Source organism: Candidatus Saccharibacteria bacterium (assembly GCA_016700375.1).
Lineage (GTDB): Bacteria > Patescibacteriota > Saccharimonadia > Saccharimonadales > UBA4665 > JAGXIT01.
Genome location: CP065016.1, coordinates 434,746 through 451,910 on the forward strand (window position 1 = coordinate 434,746; position 17,165 = coordinate 451,910).

The 17,165-nt window shown below is 50.2% G+C and carries 15 protein-coding genes and 1 tRNA gene; 11 read left to right on the plus strand and 5 right to left on the minus strand.

Features of this window, described 5'->3' with window-relative positions; translation table 11 throughout:
* Window positions 1-111 precede the first annotated feature (111 nt).
* Both IPP75_02315 and IPP75_02320 read left to right on the plus strand, forming a co-directional pair.
* A complete protein-coding gene (locus IPP75_02315) occupies window positions 112-750 on the plus strand; it encodes a class I SAM-dependent methyltransferase (GenBank protein QQS69945.1) in 639 nt (212 codons plus the stop codon).
* Window positions 747-1,178: a 23S rRNA (pseudouridine(1915)-N(3))-methyltransferase RlmH gene (locus tag IPP75_02320; protein ID QQS69946.1), complete on the plus strand. Its 432-nt coding sequence runs from the start codon at window positions 747-749 to the stop codon at window positions 1,176-1,178. The genes IPP75_02315 and IPP75_02320 overlap by 4 nt, the downstream gene beginning before the upstream one ends.
* Before the next feature lie 197 nt (window positions 1,179-1,375).
* Here the strand turns inward: IPP75_02320 and IPP75_02325 are convergent.
* Window positions 1,376-1,450 (minus strand) — tRNA-Glu (locus IPP75_02325).
* A gap of 156 nt (window positions 1,451-1,606) precedes the next feature.
* Here IPP75_02325 and IPP75_02330 point away from each other — a divergent pair.
* From IPP75_02330 to IPP75_02340, 3 genes are all read left to right on the plus strand, one after another.
* Entirely contained in the window at window positions 1,607-2,977 is a 1,371-nt protein-coding gene (locus IPP75_02330; GenBank protein QQS69947.1) for a PAS domain-containing sensor histidine kinase, read from the plus strand.
* Window positions 2,978-3,027: 50 nt separating this feature from the next.
* Window positions 3,028-4,533: a response regulator gene (locus IPP75_02335; GenBank protein ID QQS69948.1), complete on the plus strand. Its 1,506-nt coding sequence runs from the start codon at window positions 3,028-3,030 to the stop codon at window positions 4,531-4,533.
* 98 nt (window positions 4,534-4,631) lie between these two features.
* Window positions 4,632-5,414, plus strand: a complete 783-nt coding sequence (locus IPP75_02340) for an rRNA pseudouridine synthase (GenBank protein ID QQS69949.1) — start codon at window positions 4,632-4,634, stop codon at window positions 5,412-5,414.
* 349 nt (window positions 5,415-5,763) lie between these two features.
* Here the strand turns inward: IPP75_02340 and IPP75_02345 are convergent, their stop codons facing one another.
* The gene (locus IPP75_02345) at window positions 5,764-6,939 is read right to left on the minus strand and encodes a LysM peptidoglycan-binding domain-containing protein (GenBank protein QQS69950.1); all 1,176 of its coding nucleotides are present in this window, start codon (window positions 6,937-6,939) and stop codon (window positions 5,764-5,766) included.
* A gap of 192 nt (window positions 6,940-7,131) precedes the next feature.
* Here IPP75_02345 and IPP75_02350 point away from each other — a divergent pair, with 192 nt between their 5' ends.
* Complete coding sequence (locus tag IPP75_02350) at window positions 7,132-7,953, plus strand: IS982 family transposase (GenBank protein QQS69951.1); 822 nt, start codon at window positions 7,132-7,134, stop codon at window positions 7,951-7,953.
* Window positions 7,954-8,008: 55 nt separating this feature from the next.
* Here the strand turns inward: IPP75_02350 and IPP75_02355 are convergent, their stop codons facing one another.
* Window positions 8,009-8,968, minus strand: coding sequence for a transposase family protein (locus IPP75_02355; GenBank protein ID QQS69952.1), 960 nt, complete (start codon window positions 8,966-8,968; stop codon window positions 8,009-8,011).
* Between the two features lie 178 nt (window positions 8,969-9,146).
* On the opposite strand from IPP75_02355, the gene IPP75_02360 reads away from it, so the two are divergent.
* Together IPP75_02360 and IPP75_02365 are read left to right on the plus strand one after the other, a co-directional pair.
* The gene (locus IPP75_02360) at window positions 9,147-11,309 is read left to right on the plus strand and encodes an ABC transporter ATP-binding protein (protein QQS69953.1); all 2,163 of its coding nucleotides are present in this window, start codon (window positions 9,147-9,149) and stop codon (window positions 11,307-11,309) included.
* Between the two features lie 100 nt (window positions 11,310-11,409).
* The gene (locus tag IPP75_02365) at window positions 11,410-11,850 is read left to right on the plus strand and encodes a hypothetical protein (GenBank protein ID QQS69954.1); all 441 of its coding nucleotides are present in this window, start codon (window positions 11,410-11,412) and stop codon (window positions 11,848-11,850) included.
* 129 nt (window positions 11,851-11,979) lie between these two features.
* On the opposite strand, the gene IPP75_02370 is transcribed toward IPP75_02365, so the two are convergent.
* Window positions 11,980-12,477, minus strand: coding sequence for a hypothetical protein (locus tag IPP75_02370; GenBank protein QQS69955.1), 498 nt, complete (start codon window positions 12,475-12,477; stop codon window positions 11,980-11,982).
* A gap of 115 nt (window positions 12,478-12,592) precedes the next feature.
* On the opposite strand from IPP75_02370, the gene der reads away from it, so the two are divergent.
* Window positions 12,593-14,008 (plus strand): ribosome biogenesis GTPase Der, encoded by a 1,416-nt coding sequence (der, locus tag IPP75_02375; GenBank protein QQS69956.1) that lies wholly within the window; start codon window positions 12,593-12,595, stop codon window positions 14,006-14,008.
* Window positions 14,009-14,103: 95 nt separating this feature from the next.
* Window positions 14,104-14,742, plus strand: coding sequence for an aminoacyl-tRNA hydrolase (locus tag IPP75_02380; protein ID QQS69957.1), 639 nt, complete (start codon window positions 14,104-14,106; stop codon window positions 14,740-14,742).
* Between the two features lie 14 nt (window positions 14,743-14,756).
* Here IPP75_02380 and IPP75_02385 read toward each other — a convergent pair whose 3' ends face one another.
* Window positions 14,757-15,287 (minus strand): PIN domain-containing protein, encoded by a 531-nt coding sequence (locus IPP75_02385; protein ID QQS69958.1) that lies wholly within the window; start codon window positions 15,285-15,287, stop codon window positions 14,757-14,759.
* An 816-nt stretch (window positions 15,288-16,103) separates the two neighbouring features.
* Between IPP75_02385 and dprA the strand changes: the two genes are divergently transcribed.
* Window positions 16,104-16,967 carry a DNA-protecting protein DprA gene (gene dprA / locus IPP75_02390; GenBank protein QQS69959.1) on the plus strand — a complete coding sequence of 288 codons (864 nt, stop codon included), beginning with the start codon at window positions 16,104-16,106 and terminating at the stop codon, window positions 16,965-16,967.
* Window positions 16,968-17,165: the final 198 nt, after the last annotated feature.

The window sequence follows — 17,165 nt, forward strand, 5'->3', positions numbered from 1 at the left end:
GTAACGTGTCACATTGGATTGCCCAGTAACATGTAACGCCTGAATCTCATCGTTACACGGAAATTGATAATCCCACGTGACATGTTACAGGTTACACGGTAATCTAATTCGGTGCATATTCATCAGAACCTGATTACAAAATACCCCCTCATTTCTGAGCAGGTCAGTAAGCTGCAGGTAGAGGTTATCCTGCGTGAACTTACTCGAGTACTGGATGCAGGCGTCGAAGGCGACATAGTAGAATTTGGCTGTTATATCGGCACCACCAGCCTATTCATCCGCCGCCTCTTGGACAACCAACAAACCGCAAGCGTGAAAGGTCGGAGCTTTCACGCCCCGGAGTTCCATGTGTATGACAGCTTCGAGGGGCTACCGGAAAAATCCGTCTGGGATGCCTCGCCGTCAGGGGAGCAGTTCACCGCGGGCGAATTAGCCGTCAGCAAAAAACAGTTTTTGCGTGAATTTCAAAAAGCTCACTTACAGCCACCTATTGTTCATAAAGGGTGGTTTAGTAGTCTCACCGAAAAAGACGTGCCAGAAAACATCTCATTCGCATTCCTAGACGGTGACTTCTATGAAAGCATCCACGACTCGCTGCGACTAGTGCTGCCACGCATGCAAAAGGGAGGGGTGATAGTCGTCGATGATTACGCCCGAGAAGCACTACCTGGCGCCGCCAAAGCCGTACATGAATACTTCCAGTCAGAACATGTAAAGGCTGTACATAACCTTGGGGTTATATACCTATGAGATTGCACGTTGTTACTATTGGCAAACCAAAGCTAGAATATGCAAAGCATGGCTGGGAAGAATATTTTGCGCGCTTACAACGGCTACATACCGTACGCGTAACGCATATTGCTGATAAATACGCCAACGACTCAAAACACATCCTGGGTGAAATAAAGGGTACTGTACCGGTGGTGCTGGAAATAAATGGGGTGGAATACACGAGCGAAAAGCTAGCAGATTTTTTACGAGCGCGTGAGCTTGAAAGTAGGGAAGTTAGCTTTATCATCGGCGGGCCAGAGGGGCTACCGCAAGCAGTACGTGACGCCGCCGATTACCAGTGGTCGCTCGGCCGTCTGACGCTCCCGCACGACCTCGCTATGGTAGTGACGCTCGAAGCCCTCTACCGCGCCAGCACCATCAAGGCCGGCCTGCCGTACCATAAGTAAACGCCCACTTTTCGGTGAGCGTTTACTTTGGTGACCCCAAGAAGAATACTTTGTATATTTTTGCGGCGTGCTCGGAGCTTTAGCTCCTGCGCGCGTCCTCGATTATCGAACTCCCATTCGCTTCGCTCATTCTTTGGAGTTCGCTTCAGCCTGAAGAAACCAAGTAAAAACCCCAGCCTTTGGCTGAGGTTTTTACTTGGTGACCCCAAGGAGAATCGAACTCCTATTGCCGGGATGAGAACCCGATTTCCTAACCGTTAGAAGATGGGGCCTGGTCGCGCATATGCGCTCCAATTAGCAATTATCGTTGCACAATTACCAATTTAGCTACAACAGGTTACCATATCTGGCGGTCTTCGTCCAGATAGATGCTGGCAAATACCTTGCTTTTTACAGGGAAAAAACAGATACTAATACGTAAGCAGTTTATGAACCAATATTTGATTCTCGGTGGTGGGGTTGTTGTCGTTATCTTGCTCGGTGCGCTGGGCTGGATACTGGCCATTAAACGCAAAGGAATTGGTGCGGCCGTCAGCGGAAAGTTGGCCAGCTCACTCAGGGATGAAAAGGCAAAATCAGATATCATTCTGGGCGCCATACAGGACGGCGTGGTGCTCATAGACGACCAACAGGTTATTCGACACTTCAACCAAGGCGCAACCAATATAACTGGCTGGTCGAAGCAAGAGGCTGAAGGACTCGACTGGCATCTTGTATTCAAATTTACAAATGCAAAGGGTGAAACAGCCCCAGCCGAACAAACCCCTCTCGCCAAAGCGTTTACCAGCGGTGAAGCAGTGCGAGACAACACAATCAGTCTTAGTACAAAGGCTGCCACCACCGTTGCTGCTACATTCAGCGTGGCACCCCTAGTCGATACCGCAAAACATACAACTGGGCTAGTGGCTGTATTCCGTGACGTCAGCGAGGAGCGAGCAGAAGAAAACCAACGAGCAGAGTTTATTAGCACCGCTAGCCACGAAATGCGCACGCCGGTGGCGGCTATTGAAGGCTATTTGAGCCTCGCGCTGAACGAAAAAGTTGCCACCATAGACAACCGGGCCCGCGACTACCTCGAAAAAGCTCATAGCAGCACCAAACACCTGGGCCAGCTGTTTCAAGACCTTCTCACGAGTGCCAAGGCCGAAGATGGCCGACTTACCAATCACCCGAAAGTGGTAGAAATGGGCGCATTCCTCGAACAACTTGCTCAAGACCTTCGGTTCTCCGCCGAGAAAAAAGGCCTCTTTATGGAGTTCTTGTTTGGCAATTCAGAAATAAAAGATGCCAGCGGAGGCGGTGGTGGCGAAGCGCGAGACATGAATAAAGTAATACGGCCGCTGTACTACGCCCAGGTTGACCCAGACCGCATGCGCGAGGTCATAACCAACATTTTTGACAACGGCTGCAAATATACAGAGGAGGGCAAGGTTAGCCTTGGACTTACCGGTAACGATGGAGTTGTGCAAATCTACGTTCGTGATACAGGTGCAGGCATACCGCCAGAAGACATTGCACACTTGTTCCAGAAATTTTACCGTGTTGATAACAGCGCCACCCGTACTATAGGTGGCACTGGTCTTGGTTTGTTCATTTGCCGAAAAATTGTAGAGCTGTATCAGGGAAGAATATGGGTTGAAAGCGAACTTGGCAAGGGCAGTACATTTTACATTAATATACCGCGTCTAACCTCGAAAAAAGCAGAAGAACTTATGGCAGCTGAGGCGTCAAATCCACTTAGCACTACCACTGTCACACCATCAGCCCCTTCACCAGTATCGACATCGGCGCCAGCATGATATACTTTCACATATAAACATAAGTGTTTTCACGCATAAAGGCAGCAACCGTGGCAAAACTACTTCTCGTCGAAGACGACAACAACCTAAGAGAAATATATCAAGCGCGACTAAGCGCTGAGGGCTACGATATCGTAGCCGCACAAAACGGAGAAGAAGCGCTCTCTATTGCAAAGCAGCACCGACCCGACCTCATTATTTCTGATGTTATGATGCCGCGTATAAGCGGTTTCGAAATGCTCGACATCTTGCGTGCGACACCAGAGCTCGCAAACACGAAGGTCATTATGCTTACCGCGCTTGGACAGGCAGAGGACCAAGCGCGCGCCGGTAAGCTTGGTGCGGATAAGTACCTTGTAAAATCTCAGGTCACCCTCGAAGATATTGTGAATTGTGCTAGCGATTTACTTAGCGGAACAACAATAGTTAGCCCTAATCCAGACCAACCCGCAGACCCTACCGCATCCTCTAATCCGGCAATAGTAGCTGCGGACCAATCTGTTGCGCCAGTCGCAAACCAAAGCACGGCCACAACTCCCATACCTACGCCTCAACAACCACTGCCAACCGCAGTTCCTGTACCTAGTACAGCCACCGCTCCAGTAGATCCTGCGACCCCCGCTCCGCAAATGCCACCCCCCGACGCTCCTCTCGGTCAACCGGCCGTGCCCGCGGTTGTGACTACCGTGCAGGACCCAGACCCGCTTACGCCTCCGGTCGTACCTGCTGCCGCACCGCCAGCTCCGACCCCTGAACCAGTTCCGATTGTTACCCATAAAAGTGGCCTGATGAGCAGCTCAGACATAACGACACCAGACTCAACACAAGACGTAACCGAAAACCCTGGACCAGTCACAGCAACACCACCGACACCCCCCGAAAACCAACCCGCGACTGCCCCCACAGACCCAAGCACACCAGCTGAACAGCAAAGCCTAGCCGCAGAAGAGGCCAATATAGAGTCTCAGATTGCTGCATTTGCAAATTCGCAGGCCAACGTTCCTGTTGCCCCTGCAGTACCTAGCACGGATGCTGTCGACATTACAGCTTCAAATGAAACAACCCTCGCAACGGCTGTCAATGATTTAGCTGCTGCCGTAAATGAACCACCCGTTTTGGCGGTTCCACCGAGTGAGAGGGTGGTACCGGGCGAAGAGCTGCCAGTTACTACAAACACCCAGGCGCAAGAACCAGCCGTCGTAGCGTCACCCGAAATTGCAAGCACAGAACCAACTATCCCAGATGAAGCAGTACCGTCAAACGCCTCAGAAGGTTCCCTGCAAAATACTTCGTCAGAGAATACAGCTACTCCTGCTGCCGCAGTATCGGATGAATCGGACCAGGTTAATGTAGCAGGCAAAAAGGTGATTGCGCCCATAAACGACATCACCAAAGGGCCCAACCTAGACGAACTCCTCGCGAAAGAAGTTGCGAAAGAAGAAGCAGCAGCAGGTGTACCGTCGACTACCGTTCCCGCACCTACTGCCCCAGCCCCAGCTCAACCCGACGCCACAACCCCACCGGCAGGCGACGACCCAAACAGCATAGCCCTGTAGTTGCCTCAAGCTAACCATACGACAATTTCGTGCCAAATGGCGGCTACCTAATAGGGGCAGTCATTGCTTCCTTCGGGATTGGCAGCTACCATAGACATATGCGCCTCAACAAATATATTGCTTCCGCCTCGCTACTAAGCCGACGAGCGGCCGACCAAGCCATTGCCGACAGACGCGTTACCCTAAATGGCCAGATAACCGAAGCCGGCTCCCAGGTGAAACCAACAGATACGGTTTGCCTCGACGGGGTGAAATTGACGCCTTGCATGCAGCACACAACCATTATGCTCAATAAGCCAGTCGGATATGTTTGTTCGCGGAGCGGCCAGGGAAGCAAAACTATTTTTGAACTCCTGCCCGAAGCATACCAGCATTTGCAGCCAGTCGGACGGCTCGACAAAGATTCGTCTGGGCTATTGCTACTAACCGACGACGGCGACCTTGCAAACCAGCTCACCCACCCTAGCCGCGGCAAGGTCAAAGTATATGAAGTCACTCTCAACAAGCCCCTCCAGCCACTCCACCAGCAAATGATATCTGACTACGGCATCACCCTCAAAGACGGTTTGAGCCGATTCACGGTCACGAAACTAGAGACAAGAGACATGAGATATGAGTCAAGAAAGGAAAACATATCACGCAGCAATTATTCAAAAGTCGGTTCCAGCGATGTATCATCCACTCATGACTCAGTACTCATGACTCATGACTCTCATACGTACGAAGTACGCATGCAAGAAGGCCGCAACCGCCAAATCCGCCGCACGTTCGCCGCCCTCGGCTACACTGTTACCACCCTCCACCGAACCCACTTTGGCTCATATAATCTTGGCAATGCACTGCCAAAAGATATCGTCATCATACACTCGACGGACATGTGAATCACACCTTCATCAGCCTTGTCCGGGAGCGATTTCTGAGCAGCTTAAATATCTGAAGGGAAGAAGAGACTAAACTGGACTTACGCAAAATCGCACTGCATCCAGAGTCATTATCCAGTGATGCAGAAGAAAGTTTATCTGGAGGAGGAGTAGCCGGAGCTACTTTTGGCGAGAGAAAACAGTCTTGTCAGCGCTAGAGATAAAGCCTGGTGTGGTCGGAGTTTCGCTTAAGTCTAGTAAAGCTCCACTTACGACATGAAGGGAGACTTATGGACACACTTGGCGCAACCAGGGTCATGAAAGTTGCCAGGTAAGGTAAGTCGAGTAGATTGTTTACGCGCCAATACAGCTAGGGATTCTTGGTAAAACTCGTCAGACTTATTGGCGTAGTGGCAAGAGCATTATCGTCGCCAACACCAGCCATACCACCACCCATCGGACTTGTCGGTAGTTTGATTACCTGACCACTACGAATAATGTCTGGGTTATCGATGTTATTTGCCTTTGCAATCTCCCTATAATCAAGACCACGGCGTTGTGCTATTTCACTTAATGTATCACCCTTCACTACAACGTAATCCTGTACTCCGTCTGAGCCAGCCGTGCCTGGAGCGGCGCCACCGAGAGAGTTCGGCAATTTGATAGCTTGGTCTGGAAAGATTAAATCTGGATTCTGAATATTATTCAATCTTACTAGCTCCTCTACGGTCGTACCATGCCGTAGCGCAATCTTGCTTAGAGTGTCACCAGGTCTGACAGTTTCCACACGACCAACATCACCTGGAGTGGGCGAGTCGTCAGAACTGGGCTTGGAGCCACCACCGGGGTTAGAGGTTATAGCATCACCTAATTCAACATGCGAGTCAATGCCATGCTGTGCGGCTGCCGCTTGACTTGCAAGCTTACGATCTTCGCGGCTGTTGTTAAGGTCGTTCTGGGCAATGCTTGCTTGGTTCGCAAGCTTACGATCTTCAATCGAATTGTATTGAGAATTGGTTTGAGCCTGCTGGGCAGCCTGTGCGGCTGCCGCTTGACTTGCAAGCTTACGATCTTCGCGGCTGTTGTTAAGGTCGTTCTGAGCAATGCTTGCTTGGTTCGCAAGCTTACGATCTTCAATCGAATTGTATTGAGTGTTAAGCTGCGCGGCAGCAGCGGCTTCCTCAGCTTGCTTAGCTGCAAAAGCTCTCTCTTGTTGACGCTGTTTAGCGGCTGCGGCCTGTGCAGCTGCGGCCTGTGCAGCAGCGGCTTCCTCAGCTTGCTTAGCTGCAAAAGCTCTCTCTTGTTGACGCTGTCTCGCCACTGCAGCCTGTGCAGCCTGTGCAGCTGCGGCCTCTGCGGCTGCGGCCTGTGCGGCAGCGGCTTGCTTAGCTGCAAAAGCTCTCTCTTGTTGACGCTGTTTAGCGGCTGCGGCCTGTGCAGCTGCGGCCTGTGCAGCAGCGGCTTGGTTTTTCAATCGATTCTCTTCAACATCATTAGAGTAGCTATATGAGCTGCTACTACCGCCATCATCCGCTGCTCGCACCATACCTCTCGCCTCCTTCATTAGATACTTATTTTTCTAATACAATATTTTTACCATATGCAATATGACTATACTACGCAACTATACTACGCAACATATCCCTCGTCAAATCTATTAAACCTGAATCACGAAACTCCCTAAAGTAAATCGCGCCTCTGTTACTCTTGTAGTGGTAAAACAAACAGGAGAAAACAAATGCGCGAATTACAAAAACAGCATATCGTAGACGTGTACGTTTGGGTAGATGACACACTCCAACAAACCGCAGTCGGGAAAACTGGCAGGCCACCGGTACTGCGCGACAGTGAACTCATTACCATCCTCATCTGGGATGGTTTGACTGAAAGCCACCGACCACTCAAAGACCTATACAAATGGATTGAACGAGACTACCCAGACTACTTTCCGAAGCTTCCAAAGTACCAGAACTTTGTTGCGCAAGCGCACCGCAACCTAGAACAACTCGTCTACCTGCTACAACTGACATTACAGATCTCGTCGGAGGTGCGTTTCGCGGATTCTACTATGCTGCCCGTCTGTAAGCTCATTCGGGCCGAGCGACACAAGGTAGCCAAAGCTGTTGCTGCTTTCGGTAAGAACTGGCAGGGCTACCATTATGGTTTTAAGTTACACGCGAGTGTTGATCATCTCAACCGGCTCTGTGCGGTGGTGTTTACGCCAGCAGACCAGCACGACAATCAGGCCGAGGAACAACTTGCAAATGAACACACCAGGATACTCGTTGGCGACAGCCACTACGGTGGTAGCGTACAGCGTAGGCGGCTCTGGGAACAGTACAAAACTATTGTTGTTGCACCGCCCCATTACAAGCAACGAAAACAAGTCATGGCCAGCTGGCAACATCTGTTATTGACGCTCAGGCCAAAGATTGAAGCTGTCTTTGACTACCTCAAAGAGCACAAGCACCTCGTCACCTCATTCCCGAGAAGTGTGCAGGGGTACTTTGTCCATTATCTACGAGTCTTACTTGGCTACCAGATGAGGGTAGTTTCGTGATTCAGGTTATTAATAAACGGGGCTGTTTTGTACTAAGCCCCAATTGTCCAGACACTTAGACATGAGTTACTGTTCCTTTCCATACCGCTTCATAGTGCTCCATTGGCGGCAGGTTATTGCAGCTGCTATGCCGTCTCACGCGATTGTATTCGTTCTGCCATAGTTTCATTGCTTCGTTGAACGCGACGACATCAAGCTCGGTCGTTTTGGTGACGTGGTAAAACTCTTCTTCGTCTGTCCGATGGCTCCGCTCGACAAAACCATTATGTTGGGGTGTACCCGGTCGGGATAGCTTGTGCTCGATGCCCCGGTCGAGCAGGTACTGCGTGAACGGGTGGATACGTCTGAGCTCATGGTCACGCTTTTTGTTACCGCCAGTAGACAAATTGGTGAACGTGGAGTGGTTATCTGTCTGGACACATTCCACCGTAATACCAATCGATTCGTAGAACGCCAGGGCTTCACGCACAAAGGCGATTGAGTTGCTATTCGACAAGCCATCCTTGACCGCCAGGTACCGGATCTTGCTGACAATGTCTATCGCTGTAAACTGCTGTCTCCGACTCCGTCGTTTATCTTCGTCCGGACGAACCGGTGCAGCCTTAGTGTCAATCTGCACTCGGTAGCCTGGATAGGGCGCGTAGAACGGTCTCGTTGGCTTTTTCTTTGGATGTTTCTGGTGCTTTACGAGGTCGGCTCGTTCAATAATGCCGCGGACAGCTTTCTCGCCAATGGATATTCCAGAGTCACTCATCTCATCGACGATTCGCTTCGGGCCATAGGATAGTCCCAGCCTGATTTGTAGCACCAAATCCTCAATGTCTTCATTCGTCTGCCAGGATACCCTGCCTTTTGGTCCAGGCTTCTGCGGGAACAGTTCGATCCGCCAAGCATAGATAGTATCCCGATGGATCCCAAACATTCGGGCAGCGATTGCCGCGCCTTTCGCATCGGCTTCAGTTAACACTCGTTTACGATAGGCAATAACTTGATGTCGGGTTAGGTTCTTCTTCATACACATATGCCCCAATTCTACACACCGAGGTGTCGGAGGGATTGGGGCTTAGTATATAAACGGGGCTGTTTATAATACTGATAAGCAGCGGAAAAGCATATGCGTCAATGTTGTTGGTCAATCACCACATCCTCTTATATACTAAAGTAAGCATAAGACTCATGAGGAAAATTACCGTATGATGCCAAAATTGTACGAAGCCATCGATATGGCCGTTGCTAGTGGTGTCCCTCCAAACATGCTGGCAGATGTACTGACTGGTTTGGGTTGGCCAAAAGATCTCGTGAATCAAGCTGTTGATGCCTGGCTCAAAACAAATGGTCGTCAGACTATCCGAACTGATTTCAAAACATGGCTCAAAAAGTACCAAAAACGCGCCCGGCCAGCCATTGCGATTGTGGTAACACTCGGCCTAGTCGAAGCGGCTGTCTCGCTCCTGAAACCGTGGCCAATAAAAATTATGGCCGATTCGGCTTTCAATACAATCCCAGCACCAGGTCCGCTTGAACAATTCACAGGGCAACCCAAGCTTATCGCCATAACCGCTCTCATGTCTATAGTACTTTTTTTGGTCGGTGCAGGATTTTCCTGGTTCAGTGATGTCCTGTTGCTCAAAATTGGATTTTGGCTCAATCGCTCCATAAAAGCCGAATCATTCCGTCACATTTTGCACCTGCCACTCTACCATCAACAGCGCCTAGCAAAAGGGGACTACGTCTATCGCCAAAATGTAGTCACCAACAGTCTATCAGAATTGGTCCTCGGCACGACAGCATCTATCATCAGTTCTATCATCATGATACTTGGTGTTTTAGCCATCATGTTCAGCTTCAATCCAGTACTCACATTAGTGTCGGTAGTGCTCATGCCACTCTTGTACCTCACTATGCGCTTGATTGCCCCTCACATGGGCATATACGCCCAGCAACTTACTGAGATAAACAGTAAGACCGCTTCAAGTATCAATGAGGCTGTTGATAATGCTGAGACGGTTCAAGCGTTTACACTCGAAGACAAACAGCTCCTAAAAGTCGATGAACTTTGGCACGAGGGCTATCAAGCAACACGCAAGAGTCTCACGTGGAATAATTTGCTTGCCAACACAAATTCATTTTTGGTCATACTCGCAACTTCTACTGTGATGTATTTTGGTGGCACAGCAGCAATGCAGGGTAAAATGACGTTCGGCGAACTACTTATCTTTATGACATACATGGGCTACCTTCTTGGGCCAATTGAAAGCCTGGTGAAACAAATAACCTCCCGCTATCAAAAAATAATAGACGTCGGTCGGGTCTACGAGGTACTGAGCGACCACGAAAACATCGAAAATCTCCGTTCAGACCGTATGCTGCCACCGCTCATCCGTGGCGTTGTTGATTTTCAAAACATTAGCTATGCCTACAACGGCCAAACTGTTTTTAGTGGGCTAAGCCTCCATATTGACCAAAATGAGAAGGTAGCCATCATAGGCCCAAGCGGAGGCGGCAAGAGTACTATCCTAAAACTGCTACCTCTCTTTATCACGCCCGACGCCGGAAAAATCACCATCGATGGTATAGACACCCAGTCCGTCTCATTGCAACAGCTCCGCAAGAAAATTGCTTGGGTGAGCCAGACGCCTCAACTGTTTGACGGAAGCATCGTTGAGAATATTTACGATGGAGACGTAAACCGCCCCATCGATACAGAAGAGGTCAAATACGCCGTACAGGTTGCAAATGTACTCGAGTTTGCCATAAAAATGCCCATGGGCATTAATTCACCCACCGGCGAAAATGGTGGCTCCCTTAGCGGCGGACAGCGTCAGCGTGTGGCTATTGCTCGCTCACTTATTAAACAAGCACCCATTCTTTGTCTCGACGAACCAACTGCCGCCCTTGACGCCAAGAGCGAAAACTATATTCGTGACTCGCTCAAAGAAATTATCCGCGACAAAACTGTACTCATGGTAACTCATCGTAAAGCTCTGCTTGCGCTCATGGACACAATCTATGTCCTAGAAGATGGTGTTCTACGAAATGTCAATGAGCTTGGCGGTCTCGACGTATATCTGCAGCGCCTAGAAGGAGTCAACGAAGCAATTATCCAGCGGCAAATCCAGGATGAGCAGGAGTACATTGTGCCTGAAGTTGTCGATATGCATATTAGTCAAGCGCAGCAAAGTATGCCCGTCATGCAACCCGTAGCCGTAACCGTAGCCGTAGCCAATGCATCCCAAAATACCGAAGAATCATCCTCGCAAGTTTACTTACCCGCTAGAGACATGGCGTCCGACACGCTCTCAAATGATTCGGAAGAGGCGACTGATGACAACGAAATTATTATCAAGCTGCACTAGCGCCTCCCCCGGCTAGGCCCGTGGACAAATCAGTCGTCTGTGAAAAAGTTGCATAAGCCACAATATCGTAAACAATCTTGAGCTGGTATACTGAAACGGTATGAGCTTCACCACCGAAGAAAAACAGGAGCTTCTCGCCCTCATTATAGAAGGTGTCGAAACTGTCACTGGGCCTCGTTTTGAAGCATTGGAAGCCGATGTCGCAGAGCTTAAGTCCGATGTCGCAGAGCTTAAGTCCGATGTCGCAGAGCTTAAGTCCGATGTCGCAGAGCTTAAGTCCGATATGCGGAGCGTCAAATCAGAACTGACCGATATCAACCATCGACTTACCAGTCTAGAGTTATCATTCCAAAACTTCGACGAGCGGTTGCAGGCTCTCGAAAATGACGTCAAAGAAATATACAAAATATTGGCCGCCAAACCAATTTCGGCCTTCGGCAGCCGCGCATATGCCAAACTTTCCAATAGCCAAAAACTCCTCGAGCTTCACAAAGAAGTCCGTCACCTCGCTTCCGTAGAAGGCGTTACGCTGCCGTCCTAACTTTATAGCCCTTCTACATTCCACACTATAAAATCCCTCCGTAGGGCTGCGCAAGACTGGCAGGGTCGTTAATACCAGAGCCGTGCGCCCCTCACAAAAAAATCGGCTGCACGCCAGAGCCGTTGGCTTTCATTTTCCAGGAATATTTACAACTATGCCAGCACCCCTCATCGCTATTATCGAATTCACGGCGGCTGGGCTCAGGTATGTACCCTCATGTCCACCGGAGCTGTCGGTACAAAACGTAGTTGCGGGGGTGCCTACCATAGGACTTCGCAGGAAGACTGATGTAATCCTCCCTTCATCGGAAAACACTGTTCTCAATGTTTCTTCCTGAGGTCCATTAGGGATTGCGCCGAGGTAAACCCCATCCGCAGAAGATTCATATCCGAACATTGCCTCTTGCGGAACACTCGCGGCCAGTGCGTGTTGACCGACATATATCGCGGCTAGCGCATCGGGCATCTCGCCAGACGGTACTTCATACGCCGTACTTGCCCAGCCTTTCGGGCACGCACCGATAGCATTCGGGTCTTTCTGCCCGCCACAAGCACTCAAGCCCAAGCCCCCAGTAGCGACAAGCAATCCGGTTGCTATAGTTCTTTTAGTACGATTAAACTCCAACATACCATACTCCTTAGTTACCAATCGTCTCCAAATATACTCTCTCTTAAAGCGTCAATACTAAAATATATTGATGAATTTTTTGCAAATGCTCTTACCTCTGTTATAATAGACTGAAATGAGTACAAAACTACCAATCGTTGCCATAGTGGGGCGGGCAAATGTGGGCAAAAGCTCGCTGTTTAACGCCATCCTCGACCGCCGCGAAGCCATTGTGGCGCACGAGGCTGGCACCACGCGCGACAGCATTACCGCCAAGGCTGAGTGGCAGGGGCAAAACTTCTGGCTCGTTGACACCGCGGGCATGAAAGACGCAGCCGACGACTTTGAGTTCACCATCCAGGAACAAATAATCCAGGCGGCCGATAGCGCCGACATAATATGGGTGGTGGTAGAGGCAAACATACCCATTAGCGAAGAAGACCGCCGAGTCGCCAAACTCGCGCTCAAGAGTAAAAAGCCCGTTTTTCTCATAATAAACAAGGTTGACCGCGCCCGCGGGCACGACCTTGAGGGCTTTGAGCGCCTGGGCATTAAGCCAATTTTCCCAACCAGCGCCACCCAAAAACGCGGCATAGATGACCTGCTCGACACCCTCGTCAGCCATATTCCAAAGGCTACGCTGGCCGATAACGACGACTGTCTCCGTATAGCACTGCTCGGTAGACCAAATGTGGGGAAGTCGCAATTGTTTAACACCCTCGCTAAAAAACAGCAGGCCATTGTTGCCGACCGGGCGGGCACCACGCGGGATATCAACCGCGCCACCGTGCGCTACAGCGGGCAGGAGATTGAACTCATGGACACGGCGGGTATTCGCCGCCCGGGCAAAATCGGTGTCGGTATAGAGCATTTTAGCGTCGTCCGCAGCCTCAGTGCCATTGAACAAGCCGACGTATGCTTGCTACTTATAGACGTAAACGAAATTGGCACCGCCCTCGACCAAAAAATTGCCGGCATGATAAAAGAAGCCGGCAAAGGGCTTATAATCGTCGTGTCAAAATGGGATAGCGTGGAGGGGAAAGATGCCTTCACGCGCGACGCCCTTGCCCCGCAAATTACTCACACGTTTGACTTCGTTGCGTGGGCACCGCTCATTTTTACCAGCAGCGTTACCGGCCAGAATGTCACCAAAATATTCGACCTCGCGCTCGACATTGCCAACGCCCGAAAAACCCGTATTTCTACCCGCGTGCTCAATAGCTGGCTTGGCGGCGTTATTGCCAAACACCCTCCCGCCGGTCTCAAGAACCGCGCCCCCAAACTGAACTACATGGTACAGGAAGATGACAACCCCATCCCGGCCTTCAAAATCTTTGGGGCACACACCAAGTTCCTCCACTGGAGCTACAAGCGTTTCATGGAACGCGAACTTCGCGCCCAGTTCCATTTTGAGGGCACCGCGGTGCAACTATGGTTTATAGAAAAAGACGGCCGCCACAAACACGGCAACAGCCCCACCAAGCCAGAACGCTCAGAGACACAACGGAAGATTGTGAAGAATAAAACACGCAGCAAACGAAAGGAATCGTGAATCATGAATCATGAATCATGTAGAAAAATAGTGGGGTATTTTCCATTCTTAATTCATAATTCATCTTTCATCATTCAGCGACCGGGGGTCGCATAATGGCACTTTTTGTAAAACGACCCGAAATCGGTGACCGCATAAACTTCTCCACATATGGTATGAACAAAACCCTACTTTTCGTCGGCCTCGGCAACCCCGGCAGCGACTACGATGGTACTCGGCACAATATAGGCTTTATGTGCCTAGATGAGTTTGCCCGTAAAAACGAATTCCCATCCTGGGTGAACAAAACAGATATGAAATGCCTATCCGCGGTGAAAACCATGGGAGACACCCGTGTTATTTTGTGCAAACCCACAACCTACATGAACCTCAGCGGGGAAGCCGTGCAGGCAATTGCCCATTTTTATAAAGTGCCGCTCGGAAGTGTTATTGTTGTACACGATGAAATAGATGTTGATTTTGGCCAAGTGCGTATGCGGGTAGGGGGTAGCAGCGCCGGGCACAATGGCATAAAAAGCGTTACCAAACTGCTCGGCAGCCCAGAGTACGGCCGTGTGCGCGTGGGCATCGGCCCTAAAACCCCAACGCAAATAGACTCCGCCGATTTTGTGCTCCAAAAATTCAGCGAGACAGAGCAGGCGAGTCTGACAAAACTCACCCGGGAAACCACCGCCATCCTCAGCGAATACGCCTACGGCACCCCCATCACCCCCGACACCCGTGAGTTTTTATAAGAAAAATGGAGATATTACCCCTCGGACTTCACTGGATAGCAGAGTGTGAGCATTTCATTGAGGTGCAAAATGTCTGGTTGAAGCACGTAAAAAACTAGTGGACCTTTTTGGGTTGTTTGTTTAAATGAATCGATTTCATTAAAGTACGGTGTCGGAAAGTCCATGCGGTCTGCCGTCAGAATATTACACTTATTAATAACTGCCGTAGCGGCCAGTATAGTATCGCCGTCTGAGATACTTTTTGCTTTATGCTTGACTGCATCATCACGCCCATAGCACGTGCTCAGGGCGGCAGCAATATCAAGGGTGTACTTGTCAACCGGGAAGGCCCGAAATCTGTCTACCACTGCTTTTGCCAACGGAACTCGAGCGTGTTCTAACCCTCTGTATATCTCGAACCGAACATATTCAGAGACAGCAGTTTCATATGATTTGGCAACCAATTCGATAACATCTATTGCAGCCTGCTTCGTCGCTGACTTGAATGCGTAGTCAATAATATTGGCGTCAAATAGCACCACCCCAAATTGCTTGGATGGTTTCATGCTTAATAGCTTGCTTGCTTGATGAGTTTGAGTACGGCCTTAATATCCGTCGGCTTATGGGGCTTCGATGCGCGAATTGCTATGGGATTACCTGGTATTTTTATGACCGTTTCGTTCATACTTCTATGGTCTCACACACTCTGCTCGAGCGCAACCGCAACGCATACCGAGAGGTGCGCATACCGCATACATAAAAAGACCACCGAGAGAGTGAGGATTGCCAGTGGCAATCCTCAAGGCCAGAAACTGATTGCGAGCTATGCTTGCAGCCAGTTGAGGCGAGGTCGCAACTGATTGCCAGCTTGCTGGCAGTAGGATTGTGACTGGGCACCGTATCTGCGACAAACAAAAAAGGTCAGTAGAGGGGGTGGGCACCGCTACTGACCTTTTATGGAGCCGAACACGTCGGCTCCCTCCACCCTTCAACCCACCAAGATGAGTGAAGCATCGAAACATCTATGAAATCAACGATGTCGTGCCTCTCCCGCTTTCGCAGAAAGAACCGTTCAGGCTCACTACCAGTATCTGGGGCCGACTGGTGCAAGCACCTGTCGAACCTAGTTAAAGGGGTTAGTTTGTTTTAGAACGCTTCCGGCTGGTTAAAGCCAGAGAACGCCAAGAGAAAAGTGGAGGGTAACAACTTTTGGTATGGCACGTTCTAAAACAATCTAACAATTTCCTCTGGCGACAAGTCACCGGAGGCGTTAGAATGGGGATATAAGGTGCAAAAGTGGTCACTACAAGAGTGACAGACACTTATGAGTTGCTATTTTAGCAAAAAAGTGTCACAGTGTCAATACTTATTCATTTTTTGGTATGAAAGTAAATAAAGTTACATTAAAGGATAATGCTTATCCTACAGTTCTAAAGGACATAGCGTCACCGCCAAAAGAACTATTCTACCTGGGGGCAGAGCCAGATGCTTGGCTGAGTCGGCCTCGTGTTGCCGTAGTCGGTAGCCGTGGAGTAACACCATACGGACGTACCGTGACCGAACAGCTTGTGGGGCAACTTGCAGAGCGGGGCATTACTATTGTGAGCGGCTTAGCACTGGGCGTTGACGCCATCGCTCACGAGGCAGCCTTGAGGCACGGTGGCCTACACATAGCTGTGCTCGCAAATGGACTCGACGAAATATACCCGGCCAGCAACACCAATCTCGCACGTCGTCTCCTGGAGCAGGGCGGTGCGATTATTTCAGAATATCCGGTGGGCACACCGAGCCTAAAGCAGCATTTTATTGCACGTAACCGGATTGTTGCCGGTCTGAGTAATGCGCTCCTAATCATCGAGGCAACCGACAAGAGCGGGACCCTACACACCGCACGTTTTGCGCTCGAGCAAGGGCGAGATGTGCTTGTTGTGCCGGGTAATATTACCAGCCCGAACAGCGTGGGGTGCAATCAGCTAATAAAATCAGGAGCAACTCCTGTCACCTCTGTTGATGACATCCTGTTTGCGCTAGGGACAAAAAACCTCACCACAACCTCGTATGTACACAAGGGTGACACTGCCGACGAGCAGGCAATCCTTGACCTCCTCTATAACGGTGTCAGCGACGCGCATGACCTCCTTGAGCAATCAAAGTTGAACCCAGCGCTTTTCACCCAAACACTCACCATGCTCGAACTCTCCGGCAAAATCCACCCACTCGGCGCAAACCACTGGGCGCCAAGTTAAGGAGGACCTTGTCCTCCTCGCTGGTTCGGAATGAATCCGAACTCAGCTCTCCTCCTGCCCTAAAGCTCGGCTATCGCCTCGTTCGTGTGGGGTTATCAGGAAGCTTGTCTTAAGGAGGACCTTGTCCTCCTCGCTGGTTCGGAATGAATCCGAACTCAGCTCTCCTCCTGCCCTAAAGCTCGGCTATCGCCTCGTTCG

Excerpts from the sequence above, each read along its gene's own strand:
- IPP75_02320 (QQS69946.1), top strand. The coding sequence starts at position 747 with ATGAGATTGCACGTTGTTACTATTGGCAAACCAAAGCTAGAATATGCA.
- IPP75_02330 (QQS69947.1), top strand. The coding sequence starts at position 1,607 with ATGAACCAATATTTGATTCTCGGTGGTGGGGTTGTTGTCGTTATCTTG.
- IPP75_02340 (QQS69949.1), top strand. The coding sequence starts at position 4,632 with ATGCGCCTCAACAAATATATTGCTTCCGCCTCGCTACTAAGCCGACGA.
- IPP75_02345 (QQS69950.1), bottom strand. The coding sequence starts at position 6,939 with ATGGTGCGAGCAGCGGATGATGGCGGTAGTAGCAGCTCATATAGCTAC.
- IPP75_02350 (QQS69951.1), top strand. The coding sequence starts at position 7,132 with ATGCGCGAATTACAAAAACAGCATATCGTAGACGTGTACGTTTGGGTA.
- IPP75_02355 (QQS69952.1), bottom strand. The coding sequence starts at position 8,968 with ATGAAGAAGAACCTAACCCGACATCAAGTTATTGCCTATCGTAAACGA.
- IPP75_02360 (QQS69953.1), top strand. The coding sequence starts at position 9,147 with ATGATGCCAAAATTGTACGAAGCCATCGATATGGCCGTTGCTAGTGGT.
- IPP75_02365 (QQS69954.1), top strand. The coding sequence starts at position 11,410 with ATGAGCTTCACCACCGAAGAAAAACAGGAGCTTCTCGCCCTCATTATA.
- IPP75_02370 (QQS69955.1), bottom strand. The coding sequence starts at position 12,477 with ATGTTGGAGTTTAATCGTACTAAAAGAACTATAGCAACCGGATTGCTT.
- der (QQS69956.1), top strand. The coding sequence starts at position 12,593 with ATGAGTACAAAACTACCAATCGTTGCCATAGTGGGGCGGGCAAATGTG.
- IPP75_02380 (QQS69957.1), top strand. The coding sequence starts at position 14,104 with ATGGCACTTTTTGTAAAACGACCCGAAATCGGTGACCGCATAAACTTC.
- IPP75_02385 (QQS69958.1), bottom strand. The coding sequence starts at position 15,287 with ATGAAACCATCCAAGCAATTTGGGGTGGTGCTATTTGACGCCAATATT.
- dprA (QQS69959.1), top strand. The coding sequence starts at position 16,104 with ATGAAAGTAAATAAAGTTACATTAAAGGATAATGCTTATCCTACAGTT.